The organism is Flavobacterium sp. ACAM 123 (assembly GCF_000264055.1).
GTDB lineage: Bacteria > Bacteroidota > Bacteroidia > Flavobacteriales > Flavobacteriaceae > Flavobacterium.
This window is the reverse complement of the sequence record NZ_AJXL01000060.1, coordinates 1-21,585: the sequence shown is the minus strand read 5'-3', so window position 1 is coordinate 21,585 and position 21,585 is coordinate 1. Positions and strand designations below refer to the sequence as shown.

21 protein-coding genes and 1 pseudogene are annotated in these 21,585 nt (G+C 35.7%); 15 read left to right on the top strand and 7 right to left on the bottom strand.

The genetic code is table 11. The features are described from left to right. Window positions 1-98: 98 nt before the first annotated feature. Both A3SG_RS0111675 and A3SG_RS0111670 read left to right on the top strand, forming a co-directional pair. Entirely contained in the window at window positions 99-386 is a 288-nt protein-coding gene (locus A3SG_RS0111675; RefSeq protein WP_050979833.1) for a T9SS type A sorting domain-containing protein, read from the top strand. Between the two features lie 125 nt (window positions 387-511). Next, window positions 512-1,492: an acyltransferase gene (locus tag A3SG_RS0111670; protein WP_016990199.1), complete on the top strand. Its 981-nt coding sequence runs from the start codon at window positions 512-514 to the stop codon at window positions 1,490-1,492. Window positions 1,493-1,544: 52 nt separating this feature from the next. Here A3SG_RS0111670 and tyrS read toward each other — a convergent pair whose 3' ends face one another. After that, complete coding sequence (gene tyrS, locus A3SG_RS0111665; protein WP_016990198.1) at window positions 1,545-2,843, bottom strand: tyrosine--tRNA ligase; 1,299 nt, start codon at window positions 2,841-2,843, stop codon at window positions 1,545-1,547. A 93-nt stretch (window positions 2,844-2,936) separates the two neighbouring features. Here tyrS and A3SG_RS0111660 point away from each other — a divergent pair, with 93 nt between their 5' ends. Continuing rightward, complete coding sequence (locus A3SG_RS0111660) at window positions 2,937-3,938, top strand: NAD-dependent epimerase/dehydratase family protein (RefSeq protein ID WP_016990197.1); 1,002 nt, start codon at window positions 2,937-2,939, stop codon at window positions 3,936-3,938. A gap of 41 nt (window positions 3,939-3,979) precedes the next feature. Here the strand turns inward: A3SG_RS0111660 and A3SG_RS0111655 are convergent, their stop codons facing one another. The 3 genes from A3SG_RS0111655 to A3SG_RS0111645 form a co-directional block, all read right to left on the bottom strand. Continuing rightward, window positions 3,980-4,375, bottom strand: a complete 396-nt coding sequence (locus A3SG_RS0111655) for a DUF4296 domain-containing protein (protein WP_255347705.1) — start codon at window positions 4,373-4,375, stop codon at window positions 3,980-3,982. 95 nt (window positions 4,376-4,470) lie between these two features. Then, window positions 4,471-5,814, bottom strand: a complete 1,344-nt coding sequence (locus A3SG_RS0111650) for a dihydroorotase (RefSeq protein ID WP_016990195.1) — start codon at window positions 5,812-5,814, stop codon at window positions 4,471-4,473. Between the two features lie 11 nt (window positions 5,815-5,825). Continuing rightward, the gene (locus A3SG_RS0111645; RefSeq protein ID WP_016990194.1) at window positions 5,826-6,551 is read right to left on the bottom strand and encodes a polyprenol monophosphomannose synthase; all 726 of its coding nucleotides are present in this window, start codon (window positions 6,549-6,551) and stop codon (window positions 5,826-5,828) included. A gap of 103 nt (window positions 6,552-6,654) precedes the next feature. Between A3SG_RS0111645 and A3SG_RS23140 the strand changes: the two are divergent. The 3 genes and pseudogenes from A3SG_RS23140 to A3SG_RS0111630 all read left to right on the top strand — a co-directional run bounded on the left by A3SG_RS23140 (window position 6,655) and on the right by A3SG_RS0111630 (window position 8,823). Then, window positions 6,655-7,328 (top strand): annotated as a pseudogene (locus tag A3SG_RS23140) (DUF4271 domain-containing protein). A 13-nt stretch (window positions 7,329-7,341) separates the two neighbouring features. Further along, a complete protein-coding gene (locus A3SG_RS0111635; RefSeq protein ID WP_016990193.1) occupies window positions 7,342-8,091 on the top strand; it encodes a uroporphyrinogen-III synthase in 750 nt (249 codons plus the stop codon). A 261-nt stretch (window positions 8,092-8,352) separates the two neighbouring features. Continuing rightward, entirely contained in the window at window positions 8,353-8,823 is a 471-nt protein-coding gene (locus tag A3SG_RS0111630; RefSeq protein WP_029596769.1) for an Lrp/AsnC family transcriptional regulator, read from the top strand. 222 nt (window positions 8,824-9,045) lie between these two features. On the opposite strand, the gene A3SG_RS0111625 is transcribed toward A3SG_RS0111630, so the two are convergent. Next, complete coding sequence (locus A3SG_RS0111625; RefSeq protein WP_016990191.1) at window positions 9,046-9,738, bottom strand: zinc metallopeptidase; 693 nt, start codon at window positions 9,736-9,738, stop codon at window positions 9,046-9,048. 382 nt (window positions 9,739-10,120) lie between these two features. Next, complete coding sequence (locus A3SG_RS0111610) at window positions 10,121-13,540, bottom strand: leucine--tRNA ligase (RefSeq protein WP_016990188.1); 3,420 nt, start codon at window positions 13,538-13,540, stop codon at window positions 10,121-10,123. 311 nt (window positions 13,541-13,851) lie between these two features. On the opposite strand from A3SG_RS0111610, the gene A3SG_RS0111605 reads away from it, so the two are divergent. The 5 genes from A3SG_RS0111605 (at window position 13,852) to A3SG_RS0111585 (ending at window position 17,064) form a co-directional block, all read left to right on the top strand. Next, window positions 13,852-14,727 carry a cell division protein FtsX gene (locus tag A3SG_RS0111605; protein ID WP_029596767.1) on the top strand — a complete coding sequence of 292 codons (876 nt, stop codon included), beginning with the start codon at window positions 13,852-13,854 and terminating at the stop codon, window positions 14,725-14,727. Between the two features lie 75 nt (window positions 14,728-14,802). Continuing rightward, complete coding sequence (locus A3SG_RS0111600; protein WP_016990186.1) at window positions 14,803-15,045, top strand: DUF3098 domain-containing protein; 243 nt, start codon at window positions 14,803-14,805, stop codon at window positions 15,043-15,045. Then, a complete protein-coding gene (locus A3SG_RS0111595; RefSeq protein WP_016990185.1) occupies window positions 15,046-15,831 on the top strand; it encodes an undecaprenyl-diphosphate phosphatase in 786 nt (261 codons plus the stop codon). Beyond that, window positions 15,831-16,526, top strand: coding sequence for a tRNA pseudouridine(55) synthase TruB (truB, locus tag A3SG_RS0111590; protein ID WP_016990184.1), 696 nt, complete (start codon window positions 15,831-15,833; stop codon window positions 16,524-16,526). The genes A3SG_RS0111595 and truB overlap by 1 nt, the downstream gene beginning before the upstream one ends. Window positions 16,527-16,533: 7 nt before the next feature. Beyond that, window positions 16,534-17,064: a hypothetical protein gene (locus A3SG_RS0111585; RefSeq protein WP_016990183.1), complete on the top strand. Its 531-nt coding sequence runs from the start codon at window positions 16,534-16,536 to the stop codon at window positions 17,062-17,064. Window positions 17,065-17,071: 7 nt separating this feature from the next. On the opposite strand, the gene A3SG_RS0111580 is transcribed toward A3SG_RS0111585, so the two are convergent. Next, complete coding sequence (locus A3SG_RS0111580; RefSeq protein WP_016990182.1) at window positions 17,072-17,689, bottom strand: thioredoxin family protein; 618 nt, start codon at window positions 17,687-17,689, stop codon at window positions 17,072-17,074. Window positions 17,690-17,797: 108 nt separating this feature from the next. Between A3SG_RS0111580 and A3SG_RS0111575 the strand changes: the two genes are divergently transcribed. The 4 genes from A3SG_RS0111575 to A3SG_RS19745 form a co-directional block, all read left to right on the top strand. After that, window positions 17,798-18,577 carry a patatin-like phospholipase family protein gene (locus A3SG_RS0111575; protein WP_016990181.1) on the top strand — a complete coding sequence of 260 codons (780 nt, stop codon included), beginning with the start codon at window positions 17,798-17,800 and terminating at the stop codon, window positions 18,575-18,577. Window positions 18,578-18,644: 67 nt separating this feature from the next. After that, complete coding sequence (pyrH, locus tag A3SG_RS0111570; RefSeq protein ID WP_016990180.1) at window positions 18,645-19,352, top strand: UMP kinase; 708 nt, start codon at window positions 18,645-18,647, stop codon at window positions 19,350-19,352. Window positions 19,353-19,392: 40 nt separating this feature from the next. Then, a complete protein-coding gene (gene frr, locus A3SG_RS0111565) occupies window positions 19,393-19,956 on the top strand; it encodes a ribosome recycling factor (RefSeq protein ID WP_016990179.1) in 564 nt (187 codons plus the stop codon). A 226-nt stretch (window positions 19,957-20,182) separates the two neighbouring features. Continuing rightward, window positions 20,183-21,585: hypothetical protein (locus tag A3SG_RS19745; RefSeq protein ID WP_035663926.1), on the top strand; the 1,403-nt coding region annotated here is incomplete at its 3' end.

The following is a 21,585-nucleotide window of genomic DNA, read 5'->3' as shown; positions in this document are numbered from 1 at the left end:
ACAGTTATTGTATTTTTTTCGATATTTACTATACAAAATCAAGACAATGGACAAAAAATTACTTTTATAGTGCAATATTATTGGTTTTTTTCTTTACCATGGGTATTAGTGCTCAGGATACAAAGCAACAACCAAGACTACAAGAAACCTCCGTAATTGAAGGTTTAAACTTGTATCCGAACCCCGTGAGTAGCGGAAAAGTTTATATTTCCACAAAAAACGATTCAAATAAAGAAATAATCATTTTTGATCTTTTAGGGAAAAAAGTACTACAAACTTTAATTAGTTCAAAGGAACTAAATGTCTCAAGTCTAAATCCCGGCGTTTATATTATTAAGATTAATGAAGATAACGCAACAGCAACCAGAAAACTTATTGTAAGGTAAAATTTACCTTCAAAAAATAACTTAAAAAGCTCCAACCTCAATTGGAGCTTTTTTTAATCCAAATTGGAATGTCTTTTAATATCTAAAAGAGGTTTTAAAATTTATACCTTTACAAAAAACAATTCTTGATCCCATTTACTGATATATTTGCCATTTCCAGTCAAAAGCAATTTGAAAAAACTGCCTTAAAGGTATTTCGTTACCAGCACGAAAACAACTTGGTGTACAGAGAATTTTGTGATCTCATGAAAGTGGAGCCCCAAAAAGTCAAAACACTCCAACAGATTCCGTTTTTACCCATCCAGTTTTTCAAAAGTCATGCGGTGGTCTCTAATACTAACCCCGTTCAAGATACATTTACAAGCAGCGGAACAACCGGAACAATAACAAGTAAACACCTGGTAACAGATACTTCCATTTATGAAGAAAGTTACCAAAAAGGATTTTCTCAGTTCTATGGGAATATCGAAGACTATGTGGTCTTGGCTTTACTACCTTCGTATCTGGAAAGAGAAGGATCTTCCTTGATTTATATGGTCGAAGATTTGATTCAATTGTCCAATCATGACGAAAGCGGATTTTATTTGTACAATCATGAGGAACTCATAAAAACATTAACCGAATTAGACCAGTCCGGTCAAAATGTAATTCTGATTGGAGTTACTTTTGCTCTATTGGACCTCATCGAGAAACATCAGTTTCAACTGCGAAACACTGTTATTATGGAAACGGGCGGTATGAAAGGCAGACGCAAAGAAATGATTCGGGAAGAACTACACGAGCAACTTTGTGAAGGCTTTGGCGTAGCAGCCATTCACTCTGAATACGGCATGACTGAATTGCTCTCACAAGCCTATTCCTTGGGCGAAGGCGTATTTGAATGCCCTTCTTGGATACAGGTCCTCATTCGTGATACTGAAGATGCACTGACCTATATTCCGCAAGGAAAAACAGGTGGAATCAATGTAATTGACCTAGCTAATATTAATTCCTGTTCTTTTATTGCTACGCAAGACCTAGGCAAAAAAAATCCCAACAACTCTTTTGAGGTATTGGGACGTTTTGATAATTCTGATATTCGAGGGTGTAATTTAATGGTACTTTAAAGATGATCTGGTAACTGGTTTAATTAATGATTCCAATTACCCTTTTAACCAATTAAACTACTCTTACCACAAAATAATTTTTCTTACCACTCTGCAACAACGCAAACTGATCATTGATTAAATCTTTGGAAGAAAGAACAAAATCTTCTTTTACTTTTTCTTTATTAACCGAAATTGAATTCGCAGTCAGCGCACGTCTGGCTTCTCCATTCGATTTAAAAAACCCTGTTTTTTCATTCAAAAGAGCAATTATATCAACTCCTGATTCCATTTCGCTTCTTAAAATTTCCGCCTGAGGAACTCCGTCAAAAACTTCTAAGAAAGTAGCTTCATCTAATTCTTTCAAATCATCGGCTGTAGCATTTCCAAAAAGAATATTAGAAGCCTTGATCGCTTTTTCCAGTCCTTCTTTAGAATGAACAAAAACAGTCAATTCTTCGGCTAATTTGCGCTGCAACACTCTTAAATGCGGAGCTGTTTTATGCTCTTCAATCAAAGTCTCTATTGTTTCCTTATCCAAAAAGGTAAATATCTTGATATACTTTTCAGCATCAACATCGGTGGTATTCAACCAAAACTGGTAAAATTTATATACCGAAGTTTTGTCAGATGTTAACCACACATTTCCACCTTCGGATTTACCAAATTTAGAACCATCCGCTTTTGTAATCAAAGGGCAAGTCATTGCATACGCTTTGGCTTCTTCCCCTACGTTCATTCTACGCACTAATTCAGTTCCCGTAGTAATATTTCCCCATTGGTCTGAACCACCCATTTGCAACAAACAGTTGTATTCTTTGTGTAAATGATAAAAATCGTATCCTTGAATTAATTGGTACGTAAACTCCGTAAAAGACATTCCTTCTCCTTCGCCTGCTAACCTTTTCTTTACAGAATCCTTAGCCATCATATAATTTACAGTGATACGCTTACCCACATCACGGGCAAAGTTGATGAAAGACAACCCTTTCATCCAGTCGTAATTATTTACTAAAACGGGTGCATTTACTTCGTCTGAATTAAAATCTAAGAAACGCGATAATACTCCTTTAATTCCTTCTACATTATGATTTAAAGTCGCTTCATCAAGAAGGTTTCTTTCATCTGACTTTCCAGAAGGATCACCAATCATTCCTGTAGCACCACCTACTAAAGCTATGGGTTTATGTCCAAAGTTTTTTAAGTGTACCAAAAGCACAATAGGAACTAAACTCCCAATATGCAAAGAATCAGATGTAGGATCAAATCCTATATAAGTGGTAGTCATTTCTTTTAAAAGTTGTTCTTCGGTTCCAGGCATGATGTCGTGAACCAATCCGCGCCACTGTAATTCGGAAATAATATTTTTCATTTTCTAAAAATCAATTTTCACAAAGATAGTTTTAATTGCATAATTTGAAAATCAATCGGTCTAAAAATCCAACAATCATATTACCTTTACAAAATGATTTTAGTAACAGGAGGAACTGGTTTAGTGGGAGCGCATTTATTGCTGTATTTAATAGAATCCGAAAGTCTCGGGGTCGAAAAAATACGTGCGATTTATCGAAATTCGGAAACTATAGAAAAAACAAAGTCCCTGTTTCAACTTTATGACAAATCATCCTTATTTGCTGCAATAGAATGGGTTCCCGGTGATATTATTGATGTCCCTACATTAGAACATGCTTTTGAAGGAATTGATTACGTGTACCATAGTGCTGCCCTAATTTCATTTGACCCAAAGGACGAAGATCTAATGCGTAAAACCAACATTGAAGGCACGGCAAACATTGTGAATTTTTGTCTCGCCAAAGGAGTAAAAAAATTATGTTACATCAGTTCGACAGCAGCATTGGGCGATTTAGCAGGTAATGAAACCATTATTACGGAAGAAGTCGAGTGGAATCCAGAAAAACCGCATAGTGATTATGCTATTTCTAAATATGGCGCCGAAATGGAAATCTGGCGAGGTCAGCAGGAAGGATTAGATGTCATAATTGTAAATCCCGGAATTATTATTGGGCCCGGTTTTCAAGATCAGGGCAGCGGCCTATTATTTAAGAAAGTTGCCGACGGGTTACGGTATTACACTCTAGGAACGGCAGCATTCATCGCGGTTAGTGATGTGGCACGAATGGCGGTTCAATTAATGAAAAGCGAGATACGAAACGAACGTTATGTCCTAATTGGGCAAAACATATTATTTCGCGATATACTATATACTATTGCTGACGCATTGAAAGTAAAAAGACCTACACGTCACATAAAACCATACGCAATGGAAATCGCCTGGAGAATGGATTGGGTTTTAGCGAATATTTTCCGCAGAAAAAGACAGCTCACACGCGCTACCGCTACAGCATCTTATTCTAAACAAGAATACTCGACTAAAAAAATCAAAACAGCATTGAATACGGATTTCCTGGATGTCCATCAGTACATTAAGGAAATTTCAAACTTGTAAAATCCATAATATCGACGAAATATGAATTCTTTTGGTACAACTTATTGAATTGCTAAAGTATCTTTCCTTTTTTTTATCAGCTTCGATTTTCTCAATAGTAAAGAATCTTCTTTTATGGGTGTAACCTTGATTCGTTTTAGAGAATCGGCTTGTAACTTTGCTTTCTTTTTGTCCTCCCTCATGACCAATGAATCCAAGACTATTTTTTTTGATTCGATCCGTTTGATGAGCTCATCATACATCTCTTTATAGTCCCTATAATTAGAAGCATAATAGATATTGCTTTGCGCAAATTGAGCACTGTCCACCTTATACTTTTTAAAAATGTACTGAGATGGATTAATTTTATAAGTCTCTAATGATGTGGGATTTTGATATTTTATAGCATCTAAAATCGACAAATCATACATTACATCTATCATCTTGTCTTTGTCGATAAGATCAATAGGCTTATCGACCGCATCTTCTTTGCAGCTGATAAACCCGATTAAAATGGCAAAAAGACAAAAGTTGTTTTTTTCATCTATTTTGTCTATTCTCGATCAAACAAGAGTCTTTTTCCTGGACGGATATTTTTTACTTTAAATGCATTATAAACAAGTTGCCCATTTACAAAAGTATGCGTGATTCTGGATTTGAATGTGAATCCTTCAAATGGAGACCATCCGCATTTAGCAAATATATTCTCTTTCTTTACACTCCAAGGCAAACCAGAATTAACGATTACTAAATCGGCATAATACCCCTCTTTAATAAAACCACGTTTTTCTATTTTGAAAATCTGCGCCGGATTATGGCACATTTTCTCCACAATTTTCTCAATACTGATTTTACCCTGATGAAAAGATTCAAACATCGCCACTACAGCATGTTGAACTAATGGCCCTCCAGCAGGCGCTTGTAGATAGGGTTGTTTTTTCTCTTCTAAGGTATGTGGTGCATGGTCTGATGCGATCACGTCGATTCTTCCATCCAGTAAAGCTTCCCAAAGTACTTTTCGATCATTTACTGTCTTTACTGCAGGATTCCATTTTATTAGATTTCCTTTAGTAGCATAATCATCATTAGTAAACCACAAATGATGGATACAAACTTCGGCAGTAATTTTCTTTTGTTCTAATGGAATTTTGTTCGTGAACAAATCCATTTCTTTAGCAGTTGACAAATGAAAAACATGCAAACGGGCACCGGTCTTTTTGGCTAGCGCTATCGCTTTTGAAGAGGAAATATAACAAGCCTCCTCACTCCGAATAAGGTGATGTACCGTCACGGGCACATCCTCGCCATACTCTTCCTTATATTTTTCTAAATTGTTTTTTATAGTCGTTTCATCTTCGCAATGCACGGCAATAAGCATGGATGTACTCGAAAAGATCTTTTCTAAAGTAGCTTCATTGTCAACGAGCATATTACCCGTCGAAGAACCCAAGAATATTTTAATTCCAGCGACATTTTTCGGATTGGTCTTTAGAACTTCTTCCAGATTATCATTAGTTGCCCCCATCATAAACGAATAATTCGCATACGATTTCTCAGCGGCTAGCTGGTATTTTTGTTCTAAAATTTCTTGAGTAACCGCATTTGGCACCGTGTTAGGCTGCTCGATAAAAGAAGTAATCCCTCCGGCAACTGCCGCTCTGGACTCAGACTCTATATCCCCTTTATGGGTAAGACCCGGCTCTCTAAAATGAACTTGGTCATCGATAGCACCAGGCATCAAATAATTGCCTTCTGCATCTATGATTATACATTGAGATGACTTGGCGCTTATGCTTTCTGAAATTTCAACAATCAAGTCATTTTCAATTAAAACATCGCCTTCAAAAATCACCCCTTCATTTACTATTTTGGCATTCTTAATTAAAACACTATTCATTGTACTTTTTATTATAAACTATTAACTAATTTTTTTAATCGTAGAGAAATTACTCCAAAAACAGCTTCAACGATTATTGAATTACTCATTTTTGATTCTCCTTTTGTTCTGTCTGTAAAAATTATTGGAACTTCGACAATATTGAATTTTTTACAAAAGGTTCTGTATTTCATTTCAATCTGAAACGCATAACCCACAAACTTTATTTTATTAAGGTCAATCCCTTCCAGCACCTCTCTTTTATAACAGATAAAACCAGCGGTTGCATCGTGAATTTTCATCCCAGTAATAATTCGAACATATACCGATGCAAAATAAGACATCAATACCCTGTTCAAAGGCCAATTGACCACATTTACCCCTGTAACATACCTTGAACCGATAGCTAAATCAGCATTCCCAAAATGACAGGCATTGTATAACTTTTCAAGGTCGTTCGGATTATGGGAAAAATCAGCATCCATTTCGAAAATAAAATCATATTTATTTTCTAATGCCCATCTGAAACCATGAACGTAAGCTGTTCCTAATCCCGATTTCTTTTCTCTATTTTCTAAAAATAAACGACCTTCAAATTCCGTTTGAAGTAACCTGACTCTATCTGCGGTATGATCTGGAGAATTGTCGTCAACAATAAGAATATGAAATGGCTTGTGTTGAGAAAGCACCGATCTAATTATACTTTCTATATTTTCAATTTCGTTATAGGTAGGAATTATAACAATACAGTCATTCATATTTCTTTTAATTTCATCGCAAAAGTAACGTTTTTATGGCATTTGATTCATAATAAAATTATAATAAAAAGATTGATAGAAAAATTAGTAATTTTGTCCCGCTATGATTGAACACCTACTTCATCCACGAATAATAGAAAGCAAAGATTGGGCAACCCTTTTATTTGTCTTGGCATTTGCTATTGTCGCACTTACTAAATCCGTTTATGAAAATCGATTTGGCGATTTTATGAATTTGATCTTTTCAGACAAGTATGCTAAATTGTATCGTGACGGAAGTCATTTGAAAGGCAGCTTTACCATTTCGCTGTTTTTTGTACAAGTAATTTCGTTTGCCTTTTTCATACAGCTTTCCCTCAGTTTTTTTTGGGTTTGGCTCAAAAAACGGACTTAATACTTTATATTCAAATTATTACTTTTTTGATATTCTTTGTTTTATCGAAGTATCTAATAGAGAAAATTATCGCTACGGCATTCCATATTGAGGAATTTATGGAACAATTTAACCTTCAAAAGGTTACTTACAGAACTTATATTGGGTTATTTATCCTACCTATCAACATTATATTGTTTTATTACGACACAATATCAAGAAATACTCTATTAATAATCATATCTATAGTATTGTTAATCAATGTTATAACCTATTTGATTTCAATAAAAAAATATCAACATCTAATATTCAGTAAGATGTTTTATTTTATTTTATATCTTTGCGCTCTCGAAATAGCTCCCTATTTTTTTATGTTTTTTATGTTTAAAAAAGGGGGCCCTTAGAAAAAGTTAAGATATGAAAGTGAAAACAATTTTGGTGTCACAGCCCGAGCCTAAAGTAGAGAATTCTCCTTACTTTGAACTCCAACAGAAGCATAAAGTTAAAATTGATTTCAGGCCTTTTATACATGTAGAAGGAGTCAATGCCAAAGAGATTAGACTTCAAAAAATCGATCTCAATCATTACACTGCAATTATTTTAACAAGTAGAAATTCCGTTGATCATTTTTTTAGAGTTGCCGAAGAGATGCGTTTCAAGGTACCAGAAGGAATGAAATATTTTTGTCAATCAGAAGCAGTGGCGTTTTATTTACAGAAATACGTTGTTTACAGAAAACGTAAAATTTATGTAGGACCTAAGGATTTTGCAGACTTATCTCCTTTGATAAAAAAATATAAAGACGAGAAATTTCTTTTACCAGCATCAGACCAGTTAAATGCCGATGCAACAACAACACTTAATGGACTAAAAGTAGATTGGACTCCAGCTGTTTTTTATAAAACAGTTATGAGCGACCTCTCTGATTTAGCAGATGTGTATTATGACGTGCTGGCTTTCTTTAGCCCCACTGGAATTAAGTCCTTGTTTAAAAACTTTCCGGAGTTTGAACAAAACAATACCAGAATAGCTGTTTTTGGAAGCACCACTCAAAAGGAAGCTTTGGACAATGGTTTAAGAGTCGACATACTCGCGCCATCGCCAAATGCTCCTTCGATGACAATGGCCTTAGAAAAATATATTCTTGAAGCGAATAAGGGAAAATAAGTACTGACTCGACTTCAAATAAAAGCTACTAAAAACCATCTGTTCTACAGATGGTTTTTTTATGTCTAGTCTCCAAAAAATCAACTCCCAGCTGCCTTTTAAAAAAAGCACCACGATCTGCCTCAATTCTATTAATCCCGTATTAAAAATTGTAATTATATCACTAAGTAAGGCAAAGCTATCACATTATTACTTGTTTTTGTTTAAATTTGGTTTTCAATTACAACTAAACACACTAGTTTTAGTTCTAAAATAAAAGCTATGAAAATAAACTCGATGGTAGTGGAAATAGATGGAATCGACAAAGAAATTTTAAGATTCTTGATGGAAGATGCCCGCAAACCAATCCTTCAAATCGCAAATAAGATAGGCATTTCAGGAGCGGCCATTCATCAAAGGTTGCGAAAACTGGAAGTGTCCGGGGTAATCTCAGGATCAAAATTTGTAGTAAACCACAAAGTCCTTGGTTATAACACTATGGCCTTTGTTGGAGTCTACTTAGACAAAGCAGCACGAAATTTAGAAGCAGTAAAAGAACTAAAGAAAATCCCCGAAGTTTTAGAGTGCCACTACACCACCGGAAACTGGTCCATCTTGATTAAAATTATATGTAGAGACAACCAGCACTTAATGAATTTACTGAATACTAAAATTCAAATAATAGAAGGCGTTTCCAGAACGGAGACCTTCATTTCTTTAGACCAACAGATAAATAGACAGATACAACTTTAAAGAGATAATACGGGAATTAAAAAACAATGCCGATTTAGATACACAATACAGTCCAATTACATTCTTCTATATTTATATTACATCGGCATTATACCATCTCGATATGGGCTAAAACATACATTCGTCTGGATTGAGATGATTAAAAAAGCCGTCTCATTTATAAAACGAGACGGCTGCTATCCCTACAGAAGGAATTATCAAATTAGGCCATTTTCTAATTGCTTAATTTCTTCTACTACCGCCTCCCATATAGATGGAAACATAATAGAGCAACGTAGCGATAGAACCCAAAGCTGCTACCACATAAGTTCTCGCAGCCCATGTCAGCGCGTCTTTGGCCCCGTCATGTTCTTGAGGTGTAAGCATCTTTTTATTCTCTAACCAAGCCAAAGCACGATGACTGGCATCATACTCAACTGGCAAAGTGACTAATGAAAAGATTGTTGTTGCGGCAAAAAGCACAATTCCAATAAGCAACAACTGCGGAAAACTATTCATCAATAAAATTCCACCTATTAGAACCCATTGCATGTACGAAGATGCTACATTTACAAATGGAACCAATTTAGAACGCATAGTTAACCATTGATAGCCCACGGCATGCTGTATCGCATGTCCACATTCATGTGCTGCCACAGCCGCCGAAGCAGCGTTCCTTTGATTGTAAACAGCCTCGCTTAGATTCACTGTTTTATTAACCGGATTATAATGATCCGTCAATTGTCCAGCTACCGAAATCACGCGCACATCGTGAATTCCATTATCAGCCAGCATTTTCTCAGCGATTTCAGCACCGCTCATACCATTTTGCAACTGCATCTTAGAATAATGTTCAAATTTACTTTTCAGCCTTGAACTTACTGCCCAACTCGCCAGCATAATTGCTCCGGCAAGAATTAAATAACTCATTCCCATCTATTTTGTTTTTATGTTTACTTCTTGTTTAAAGTTACCAAGTACAATACAAATTCTGAACCAATTTTTTCGAATGTCAATTTGACATCATCAAAATAAAATTCCAATACAAAAACCATTTATGCACAAAAAATGAAACACATAGAATCATAGGTTTCAAGAGTCTTTACACTCTTTTAGAAAGATCACTTTTTAACATAGCTCAATGAAATTCTATGAAGAATAAAATGACTTTACACAATCCACTTTTCTATGATTCTATGTGTTTAAAAAAACAAATTTCCCTGAAAATTCCAACATCACAACAAAAACCATTTACGCAAAAAAAATCCAAACCCCAGCAATTGGAATTTGGATTTTTAAAAATTGGTTACTTATAACTTTAACCTACCAAATTAATGATCTTACCAGATACGATAATCACTTTATTTGGTGTTCTACCCTCTAGTTGTTTTATTGTTCTTCCGTCTTTCATGATAATCTCCTCGATTTGATCTTTAGTTAAGTCCAAAGGCAATTCGATAGTGAAACGCATTTTTCCGTTAAACGAAACTGGATATTCTTTACTACTTTCTATTAAATGTTTGGGTTCGAAAGCAGGAAAAGCCACCATCGCAATAGAACCTTTATTTCCTAATAACGACCATAATTCTTCAGCAATATGTGGTGCATATGGCGAAATAACAATAGCCAATGGTTGTAGAATAGCACGAGAATGACAGCCCTGAGCAGTCAATTCATTGACACAAATCATAAATTGTGAAACCGAAGTATTGAAAGAGAAATTCTCAATATCATCTGCCACTTTTTTAATCGTTTTATGCAAGGTTTTTAGATTGTCTTTTGTTGGTACATCATCAGTAACAATCAAATTATGCTCATCAAAATACAAACGACAAAGTTTTTTCAAGAATCCAAAAACACCTGAAATCCCTGCCGTATTCCATGGTTTTGCTTGTTCCAGTGGCCCCAAGAACATTTCGTACAAACGCAAAGTATCTGCTCCATATTCCTCACAAATAGCATCCGGAGTGACTACATTGTATTTGGATTTAGACATTTTTTCTACTTCTCTTTTTACAACATAATCTTCTTCTTCTAAAAAGGCAATATCTTTATATTGAGGCATCCAATTTCTAAGCTTATCTTCATCTATCACATTAGAATTTCCAATTAGCAAAGAAATATCGACACTTGTTTTGATCGCATTTTCGGCAGAATATTGAATTTTAAAATTCTTTAGTCCATTATTATTTTTGATCCATTCATCAACTAAGAGATGATGACCATTTAATTTTATACTATTAAATATATCTTCGCTTATTACTAGAGATGTAGATGCTTTGATTCCCTCCGTAACTTTTTCTTTATCAGCATCTAAAATTGAACCAGTTAAAAAAGAATCACTTACTTTTGCTCTAGCTCGCAGCAAAACAATAAAAACAAAAGCACTTTCCCCTAAAATCATCCCTTGGTTAATTAATTTCTTAAACGGCTCTTCAGTTGGTGCAAAGCCTTTGTCTTTAAGAAATTTATTCCAAAAACGAGAATACAGTAAGTGACCGGTAGCATGTTCATTACCACCGATATATAAATCAACACTTTCCCAATAAGCCAAAGCGTCTTGGCTGGCAAATTCGGTTTCATTTTTTGGATCCATATAACGCATCCAGTAAAACGAACTTCCTGCCCAACCTGGCATGGTGTTCAATTCCAAAGGAAAAACAGTCACATGGTCAACTAAATCAGTATTCACCACTTCTTTTTTATTGGTATCCCAAGCCCAAACTTCGGCATTTCCTAAAGGCGGCAAACCATCTTCTGTAGGTAAATACTTTTCTACTTCCGGTAGAATAATTGGTAAATGTGCGGTATCAATCATTTGCGGCAAGCCATTCACATAATATACCGGGAACGGTTCTCCCCAATATCTTTGGCGAGAGAAAACAGCATCACGCAAACGGTAATTCGTTTTCCCTTTTCCTTGATTTAATTTTTCTAAGGCTTCGATAGCCTTATACGCTCCTTCTTTATATCCTAATCCGTCTAAGAAATCAGAATCTACTAGTTTGAAACCGTCTTTGGCTCCAAACGCAGCTTCAGAAATATCTTTATCAAAAATGTTTTTGATTGCTGGCATTCCGCTTTGTCCTTTGAAGAAATTAGCAAAAGCATAATCACGCTCGTCACCGCAAGGAACCGCCATAACTGCTCCTGTTCCATACCCTGCCAATACATAGTCCCCTATCCAAACTGGAATCGCTTCTTTAGTAAATGGATGTTCAGCATAAGCACCAGTAAATACACCCGAAATGGTTTTCACATCAGCCATACGTTCTCTTTCAGAACGCTTAGATGAAGCTAAAATATAAGCATTTACTTTATCTAAACATTCAGCAGTGGTGATTTCCTGAACCAAAGGATGTTCTGGCGCTAGTGTCATAAATGTTACCCCAAAAATAGTATCAGGTCTAGTCGTGAAAACATCAATCCCTCTAACCTCTATACTGGGAAGTGCTATATTGTCTAGTTCTATTGTTATGGTATCTAAAACACCCGCTAAATTCCTTAAAATTTCTTCATTCTTGAAACGAATCACTTTGAATCCCTTTTCACTTAAAATTTTCGTTCGTTCCGTACTAACTTTAACTTGATTTTCATAGGTTTCGTCGACAACTTCAATTATTAGTTTTTTAGAAAGACATACAAAATCGACACCATGATCAGCGATTAAGTACTGCAGGCTAAACTTATAGTCTAGCGCTCTTGACTTTAAGTTGAGCCATAAAAACTCCTCTACTTCTGTTGGGGCGCTTCTCGTTTCTTCCGCTGTTTTAGCCGACAAATCTGAATTTTCAGATTCCACATTCTCTTTCCCAGCACCTACGTGTAAGATCGGGAACGTTACCATCGCCCCAACTGATTTCCCAATCCAGTTTCTTTGACTTTCTTTGATGCTTTCGCTCCAGTCGATATCATTTAACCCTTGTAACAAACGTTCCGCATAAGCTGAAATACGCATGCTCCATTGTGTCATTTTTTTACGAATTACAGGGAATCCGCCACGTTCCGAAACTCCGTTTACAATTTCGTCATTTGCCAAAACCGTCCCTAATCCAGGACACCAGTTCACTTCAGTCTCTGCCAAATAGGTTAATCGGTATTGTAAAAGAATTTTTTCTTGTTGTTCTTTGTCGAAATTTCCCCATTCACTTGACGTAAAAGGCGCTATTTTGTCATCACAAACTGCATTAACGGTAGTATTTCCCTCTTTTTCGAAAATTGAAATCAAAGTAGAAACATCTTCGGCCTTATCGCTGTCTTTGTTGTACCACGAATTAAATAATTGGATAAAAATCCATTGCGTGTGCTTGTAATAATCCGGATTAGAAGTACGCACTTCCCTACTCCAATCAAAAGAAAATCCAATTTTGTCCAATTGCTTTCTATATCCGGCAATTTTATTTCCCTCCTTATCATAACCACCATCAATATTTACTGAAGTGGTATCTTCCGGACGTTGCCCTGTTTGAATAGCATATTGTTCCGCTGGTAAGCCAAAACTGTCATAACCCATCGGGTGTAAAACATTAAATCCTTGGTGTCTTTTGTATCTTGCATATACATCAGAGGCAATATATCCTAGCGGATGTCCTACATGCAGCCCTGCACCTGAAGGATAAGGAAACATATCTAACACATAATGCTTTGGTTTTTCGGAGTTATTTACAGCGGCAAATGTTTGATTTTCTGCCCAATATTTTTGCCATTTGGCTTCTATCTCGTTCGGATTATATTTCATTCCCTCTTTCTATTTTTATATTAATGGAGTCATGCTGTCGCTTAAGCTCAAGTCATTCCCTCTTTCTGTTTTTATATTAATGGAGACCTACTGTCGTTTATGCTCAAGTCGTTCCCTCTTTCTGTTTTTATATTAATAGAGACCTACTGTCGCTTAAGCTCAAGTCATTGTCTACAAGCTGCAAAGTTTATCCCGATGCGTCTTTTTAGGTGGCAAATTTACGTTTATTGTACGAAAGTCGAAACTTTGAACGTTATTAACTTCAAATAAAGAAATTCTTTATTATTTTTACCCCATAATTTAAGTAAACTATGAGTTCTTCATTTGATAGGTTTCAAAAACGCAGGCTAATTTCCTCTTATTTTTCGGTTGTTCTAAGTGTATTCTTAGTATTATTCTTATTGGGAGTATTGGGTCTTTTTATTATTAACTCCAAAAAATTAGCAGACGACTTTAAGGAAAAAATTGCTATGACGGTGTTTTTCAAAAATGAAGCGAACGATAGTATTTTAAAAGCTTTTGGTGGCAAATTAAAAATAGCTCCATATGCGAAGTCTACGGATTATGTAACTAAGGAACAGGCTGCAAAACAACACACTGATATAATAGGAGAAGATTTCATGACGTTTTTAGGCGAAAATCCATTACAAAACTCGTACGATATTCACTTAAAAGCAGACTATGTCGAGAAGGATTCCATCGCTAAAATTGAAAAACAATTGCGAACAAACCCTATGATAGCAGATATTGTATATGACAAGCAATTAGTAAATTTAGTTAACGATAATATTAAAAAAGTGAGTATGTGGATTTTAATAATCAGCGGATTCCTTGCTTTTATAGCTGTTTTATTAATTAACAGTTCGTTACGACTGTCAATTCACTCCAACCGATTTATCATTAAAACCATGCAAATGGTGGGTGCAACAAAATCATTTATCAGAAAACCATTTGTTATGCGTAGTGTAAAACTGGGCATGTTAGGCGCTGGCTTAGCTATTATCGCTTTGATTGGTCTGTTACTTTATGTCGAGACCAGCTTTCCTGACTTAGGAATTCTTGATAACAAAATTCTTATTGCAGGTGTTTTATTAGCCGTTTTAGGAATCGGTATTCTGATTACGTGGTTAAGCACTCATTTTGCCACACAAAAATTCTTGAATTTGAGAACTGACGATTTGTATTAATATAAAAAAAATTGACCTGCAGGTAGGTAAGTTAAGTATTTTTGATCTCAGAATTTAAAAAGTAAAAAAGCATAAATGAAAGAACAAGGCCCACAACAAGATTTTCTTTTTGGAAAAATAAATTATATAATTCTACTGATTGGTATTGGAGTAATTGCGCTCGGATTTATCTTAATGTCTGGTGGAGGAAGTGATGATCCTAATGTCTATAGCGATGCTATTTTTAACTTTAGAAGGATTCGCCTCGCTCCAACAACTGTTTTAATTGGTTTCGGAATAACCGTATATGCCATATTAAAAAATCCAAAGAAAGCATAAATGAACACATTACAAGCTATCATCCTTGCTATCATTGAAGGGATTACTGAATTTTTACCTGTTTCTTCCACTGGACATATGATTATCGCTTCTTCCTTTTTTGGGATTGCCAGTGATGATTTTACAAAACTTTTCACCATTGTAATTCAACTAGGAGCAATTCTCTCGGTTGTAGTTTTATATTTCAAACGTTTCTTTCAGACTTGGGACTTCTATTTTAAATTATTTGTTGCTTTTATTCCCGCAGTAGTTTTAGGATTATTGTTCAGTGATCTGATAGATGAACTACTAGAAAGCCCAGTTACCGTTGCCGTTTCTCTTTTACTTGGTGGTATCGTTTTATTAAAAGTAGACGATTGGTTTAATCATTCAGAGGACACCAAAGTCACCTACCTAAAAGCCTTTAAAATTGGATTGTACCAATGTTTAGCAATGGTTCCAGGAGTTTCTAGAAGTGGCGCAAGCATTGTGGGTGGAATGTCCCAGAAACTAGCCCGTACATCGGCAGCTGAATTTTCATTTTTTCTTGCCGTGCCTACCATGTTTGGTGCAACTGCAAAAAAATGTTATGACTACTACAAAGATGGTTTTGTATTGACTCACGACCAAATCAATTTATTGATTATTGGTAATGTCATCGCTTTTATCGTGGCGCTTTTGGCCATCAAAAGTTTTATCGGATTTTTGAGTAAAAAAGGTTTTAAAGTTTTCGGGTATTACCGCATTGCTGCCGGAATCATTTTACTGATTATTCATTTTTTCATTCACCCTCTGACTATCATTTAATGACAGATGAAGACTACTTAAACGGACAAATTTTATTGATTGACAAACCTTTGAATTGGACATCCTTTCAGGCGGTAAATAAATTAAAATATGCCCTGATCAACAAACTGGGACTTCCAAAAAAATTTAAAATTGGTCATGCTGGAACTTTAGACCCTTTGGCTACTGGTTTACTTTTAGTTTGTACCGGAAAGTTCACCAAACGGATTACAGAACTTCAAGGTCAGGCTAAAGAATACACTGGAACTTTTTTCATTGGAGCCACAACTCCTTCCTACGATTTAGAAACTGAAATAGACAATACATTCCCTACTTCACACATAGACGAAGCCTTAATAAAGGAAACCGTAAAACAATTTTTAGGTGAAATAGACCAAAAACCACCTATTTTTTCTGCTATAAAAAAAGAAGGCGTTAGACTATATGAGCATGCACGCGCAGGCAAAACTGTAGAAATCGCTACCAGAAAAACCACGATTCACGAATTTGAAATCACCAGAATAGCACTTCCTGAAATTGATTTCAGAGTGCTTTGCAGCAAAGGCACTTATATCCGTTCTTTAGCTTTTGATTTTGGACGTGCCATGAATTCCGGATCTCACTTAACAGCATTGCGCCGTACAAAAATCGGGGATTATGATGTAACAGAAGCGGTGGATGTTGTTGTATTCGAAGATAATTTAGAATCAAAATAACCCTATTTTGAATTTTCTAAGAACGCTACTAGTTGCTCTCTTATTTTGCGGGAGTCTTTTTGCACAAGATAAAAAAATTACTTACGCTCAATTTGACGTTACCTTAGCGTTTACCGGAAATCCTAAACGCGGGAACGTTGACCAGCATACTAACATAAAAGAACCGTGGCTCATTCCGGACGGTTTGGGAACAAAATTCGGTTATGGCCTCCATTATAAGAAATGGGTTGCATTAGGAATCCATAGCGGTTTAAACTGGGATTGGTCAAACAAATTAGTTGTTGCCCCTGTTTTTGCTAATTTTAGATTCAGCCCAAAAATAGGGGAAGAAACGAGAATTACACTTCAACTAGGGGTTGGAAAAGCAATTGCATTAGGTCGCAGTAACCTAAGCGGAGATTATCAAAAAATTAGTCTTGGTTTACAAAATGGCGATGACATTTTACTTTTTATCGACCTAAACCATTTCGCTATCCCTATTAACAATCAAAGAGATGCAGGAAATATAAGTTTAGGGATTTCCTTAATCAGCTTCTAAAATATAATTATTCTTCTTCCTTGTCCAAGTCAAGCATCATATCGATTACCTCACTTTGAGTGGTCAATCCTTTGTCGTGAAAGTACCACAATTGCAAATCAGTTTTTGCCGTTTCGTCAAGAGCACCATGTGCTTTTTTATAGTTGCCTATTAAATCAGCGGCTCCTTTAGGTCTTGGTCCCCAATGTGCTAATGCACCGCCCGTTTGTTTATTGATGACAATAAGTTTTGGAATTGATTTGTCTTTATTGGTTAGAAATAAATTCATTAATTCTTCATTTTCATCACGCAGAACAATTTTCATATCTATTTTACCGTCAGACTCGGCAACCATTTTATCAAAAACAGGAAGTACTTGTGCCGCATCACCACACCATCCCTCAGAAATAACTATCCAAATGTATTCGTGTCTCAAAGATTTCAACGCCTGGGCATTCTCTTGCGGTATTTTTGATGTTTTCTCTAAACAGTTCATCCGGGTTTCATTTAAAAGACTATAATTAGTCAATGCGGTGGATTGTTCATTACCCGTAGATTTTTCCTCCTTTAATAGGTCTGTAATTAATTTTCTGTATTCGAAATACGAATGGCTATTGAACAATGCTTTTGCAATCCATTTTTTCATAATTTTTCTTTATTTAGGTGAAGTTAATACAAATTAATTGTTTTAAAGAGGACAAAACCACTTTCAGCCAAGCAAAAAGAGTAATTTTGATACCAACAAAAAAGGAAAATGGATTTAAATTCAAAATCAATTGGACTTGTCCTTTCTGGGGGAGGCTCAAAAGGGATAGCCCATGCAGGTGCCATCAAATTTTTAGAAGAGCAAAACATTCGCCCTACTCGGATTGCTGGAACAAGCGCTGGTGCAATCGTAGGCGCGATGTATTCTTGGGGAAAGACCCCTGATGAGATTTTAGAATTTTTCAAGTCGGTTTATCTTTTTCAGTGGAGGCATTTCACTTTTAAAAAAGCAGGCTTGGTCGATTCTGAATCCTTTAGACTCTATTTTCAAGCTATTTTTGAAGACGCACTGATAGGTGAATTAAAAATCCCTACACAGATTACGGCAACAGATATGGTTAGGGGACGCTTAAAAATATTTGAAGCAGAAACAAAAATTAGTGATGCTCTTTTAGCTTCTTCGGCTTTTCCCGGAATTATATCGCCCTATGAAATCAATGGTGAGCCGTATAGCGATGGTGGGATTTTAAACCATTTCCCAACCGATATATTACAAGGTCAATGTGACAATATTATCGGCGTTTATGTCAGTCCGATCCAAAAAATAGAAGCCAAAGATTTAAATTCCATCAGAGCAGTGACTACGAGAGCTTTTGATATTCTTTCTGCCAATACCAATACGCAAAAATTTAATATCTGCGAATGGCTAATCGAACCAACAGAATTGAGTATATACAGCACCTTTGAGATGAACAAAGCAAAAATGGATGTTATTTTTAAAATTGGCTACGAAGCGGCTAAGAGCTCCTTTGAAAAACTAAATTTATAAAAATTAAGCGATAGTATTTCCAAAAAAAGAATATCACTATATTTGCAGCAAACAACTCAACATACACATGAAATATAAAAGAATTCTTCTTAAATTAAGTGGTGAAGCTTTAATGGGCGACAGACAATACGGTATTGACCCAGTAAGATTAGCTGAATATGCCGAAGAAATCAAAAAAATTCACGATAAAGGAATCGAAATTGCCATTGTTATAGGCGGTGGAAATATTTTTAGGGGAGTTGCTGGAGCCAGTAATGGAATGGATCGTGTACAAGGAGACTACATGGGAATGCTAGCCACAGTTATCAACGGAATGGCCTTGCAAGGTGCGTTAGAAGACAAAGGAATGCTTACCCGTTTACAAACCGCGTTAAAAATCGAGGCAATAGCTGAACCTTATATCAAAAGAAGAGCGGTACGCCACCTTGAGAAAGGGAGGATCGTAATTTTTGGAGCCGGAACCGGAAACCCTTATTTTACTACGGACACAGCAGCCGTTTTGCGTGGTGTAGAAATTCATGCTGATGTAATTCTAAAAGGAACACGGGTGGACGGAGTCTACGATTGCGATCCTGAAAAAAATGCAGACGCTGTCAAATTTGATTTTATTTCTTTTGACGATGTAATCAAAAAAGGACTGAACGTAATGGATTCTACGGCATTTACATTGAGCCAAGAAAATAAATTGCCGATCGTTATTTTTGACATGAACAAGCAAGGTAATTTATTAAAAATCTGCGAAGGAAAAAACATAGGAACAGTAGTAAATATATAATCCCCTTAATCCCCGAAGTGGGACTTAAAAATTGGAAACAATGACTGAAGAAATTGAATTTATATTAGATAGCACTGAAGAATCGATGATCGGTTCTATTGCCCATTTAGAAAAAGAGTTCCTAAACATTCGTGCAGGAAAAGCATCTCCAGCGATGCTAGGAAGTGTTTTTGTGGATTATTACGGCTCAGCTACACCGCTTTCGCAAGTAGCAAAACTAAGTGTTCCTGATGCGAGAACCATCACGCTTCAGCCCTTTGAAAGAAACATGCTGCATGCGATCGAAAAAGCAATCATGGTGGCAAACATTGGATTTAATCCAATGAACAATGGTGACCTGATCATTATCAGCGTTCCGCCATTAACAGAAGAAAGAAGACGCGATCTTGGAAAACAAGCAAAAGTAGAAGCAGAAGACGCAAAAGTAGGAATCAGAAACGCTCGTAAAGATGCTAATACTGAGATCAAAAAATTAGAAAAAGACGGAACATCAGAAGACATTTGTAAAAGTGCCGAAGACGAAGTTCAAAACCTTACTAATAGTTACATCAGAAAGGTAGACGAGCTTCTAGTTAGTAAAGATGCCGAAATTATGAAGGTATAATTCCCTTTCAACGCATATTTTAAACCCGTTTTGTTATTGTAACAGGACGGGGTTTTTGTTTTTTGTAAATATCACTAAAAGTGGGTACTGTAACTTATAAAAATGTTTTCTATTTTTATAAATATTAACTGAACCAAAAAAAAATGAAAACAAACAAACAAACAAACAAACCCCTTACCATCAGCTAAAAAACCTTCTAGCGCTATTAGCTTTTATAACTTGTTTTATGCAATCATATAGCACAGAAGAAACTGTACTAGATAGTAATGCGAATAAAAAAAACTATATTACTTCGGAGAAAGTAAGCCTCGAAAATGTACTTTCGGTCATTAAGAACCCCATAATACTACACCAAACGGAAACTTTTAAGACCAATTATTCCGTAAATACGCTCCGTAAGAGTACCGAAAAGACAAATGTATATTTCACTAAAATAGTCAAGGGTGATGAATACACTACCTACCTTTTATTATTAAACCGCTATTCAAAAAGCAAGCCCTATTTTATGTATTACATCATAACAGATAGAGATAACGTACAGAAGGCAGCATTTGTTAAATACATACCCGATGCTCCTAGCATTTTACTTGATCAAGAAAACTTTACTGGTAAGATTCAAATGCTTGATACTAACCTGAAAATAAGATTAGATAGTAGATTCGTAAAAGGTCAATTTCAAAAAAATAATACAGCGTTAGGAAAGATGGCAGAATACTGCACAACAACTATCACGTACATTGTACATCTTTGCACCAATGGAGGCAATCACACTCCCGAAGAGGATTGCGGAAAGGGAACAAATGATGCCTACTATGAATATATTGGAATATCCGGTAGTTGTGTTCCTACCGAAAGTGGCTACGACAACAGCGCGCCTTTACCTAAAGAATTTGTTAATGGTTCTGATGGCATTGGTGGTGGTGGCGCTAATGCCGATTATGAAGTATTTAAATTTGAACAACTTTTAAATACTGACCAAAAACTATGGTGGGACAGTCCTAGAAATGATTCAAATAAAAAAGAATTAACAACATTCTTAATCCTCTCCCCTTCAGATGAAGCTAAGGCTTTTGCACTGGAAGCAATCAATGGTTATATGACTAGTAGCGAAGTCGATCTTGCATACAGAGTAATTATTGACAAATCGTTAAAAGACAATACCAATTTATATGGTGTTTATACACAACTAGGTAAAGCCCCTGCTTTTCAAGTCTATTTACAAAAATTTGATAATAATTTTTCTATTACCAATTTAAATTTTAGAGTTGATGATACGTTTAAAATTAATCAAGTCGAGAAGCATTGGAAAGCACAAGCGATAACGCTAACTCCAGAAAATAATTTGATTAAAATAATCATCAATAACGACCCGAGTCTACCCGGTAATATTATGAAGTTCCCAAAAATAATTTCATCACTTGTATTCATTCACGAAATGATACATGCCGAAATATACCGTATATTATTGAGCTGCTCAACACTCCCTAATGTCAATACTGAAAACATGACAGATGCCCAATGGGGAAGTTATCTGAAAAATATGCAGAACAACTTTAAGGAACTATATAAACTTTACTCACAATACCAACTAAACACAAAAGTTCCCAGAGAGTTTCAACATCAATACAT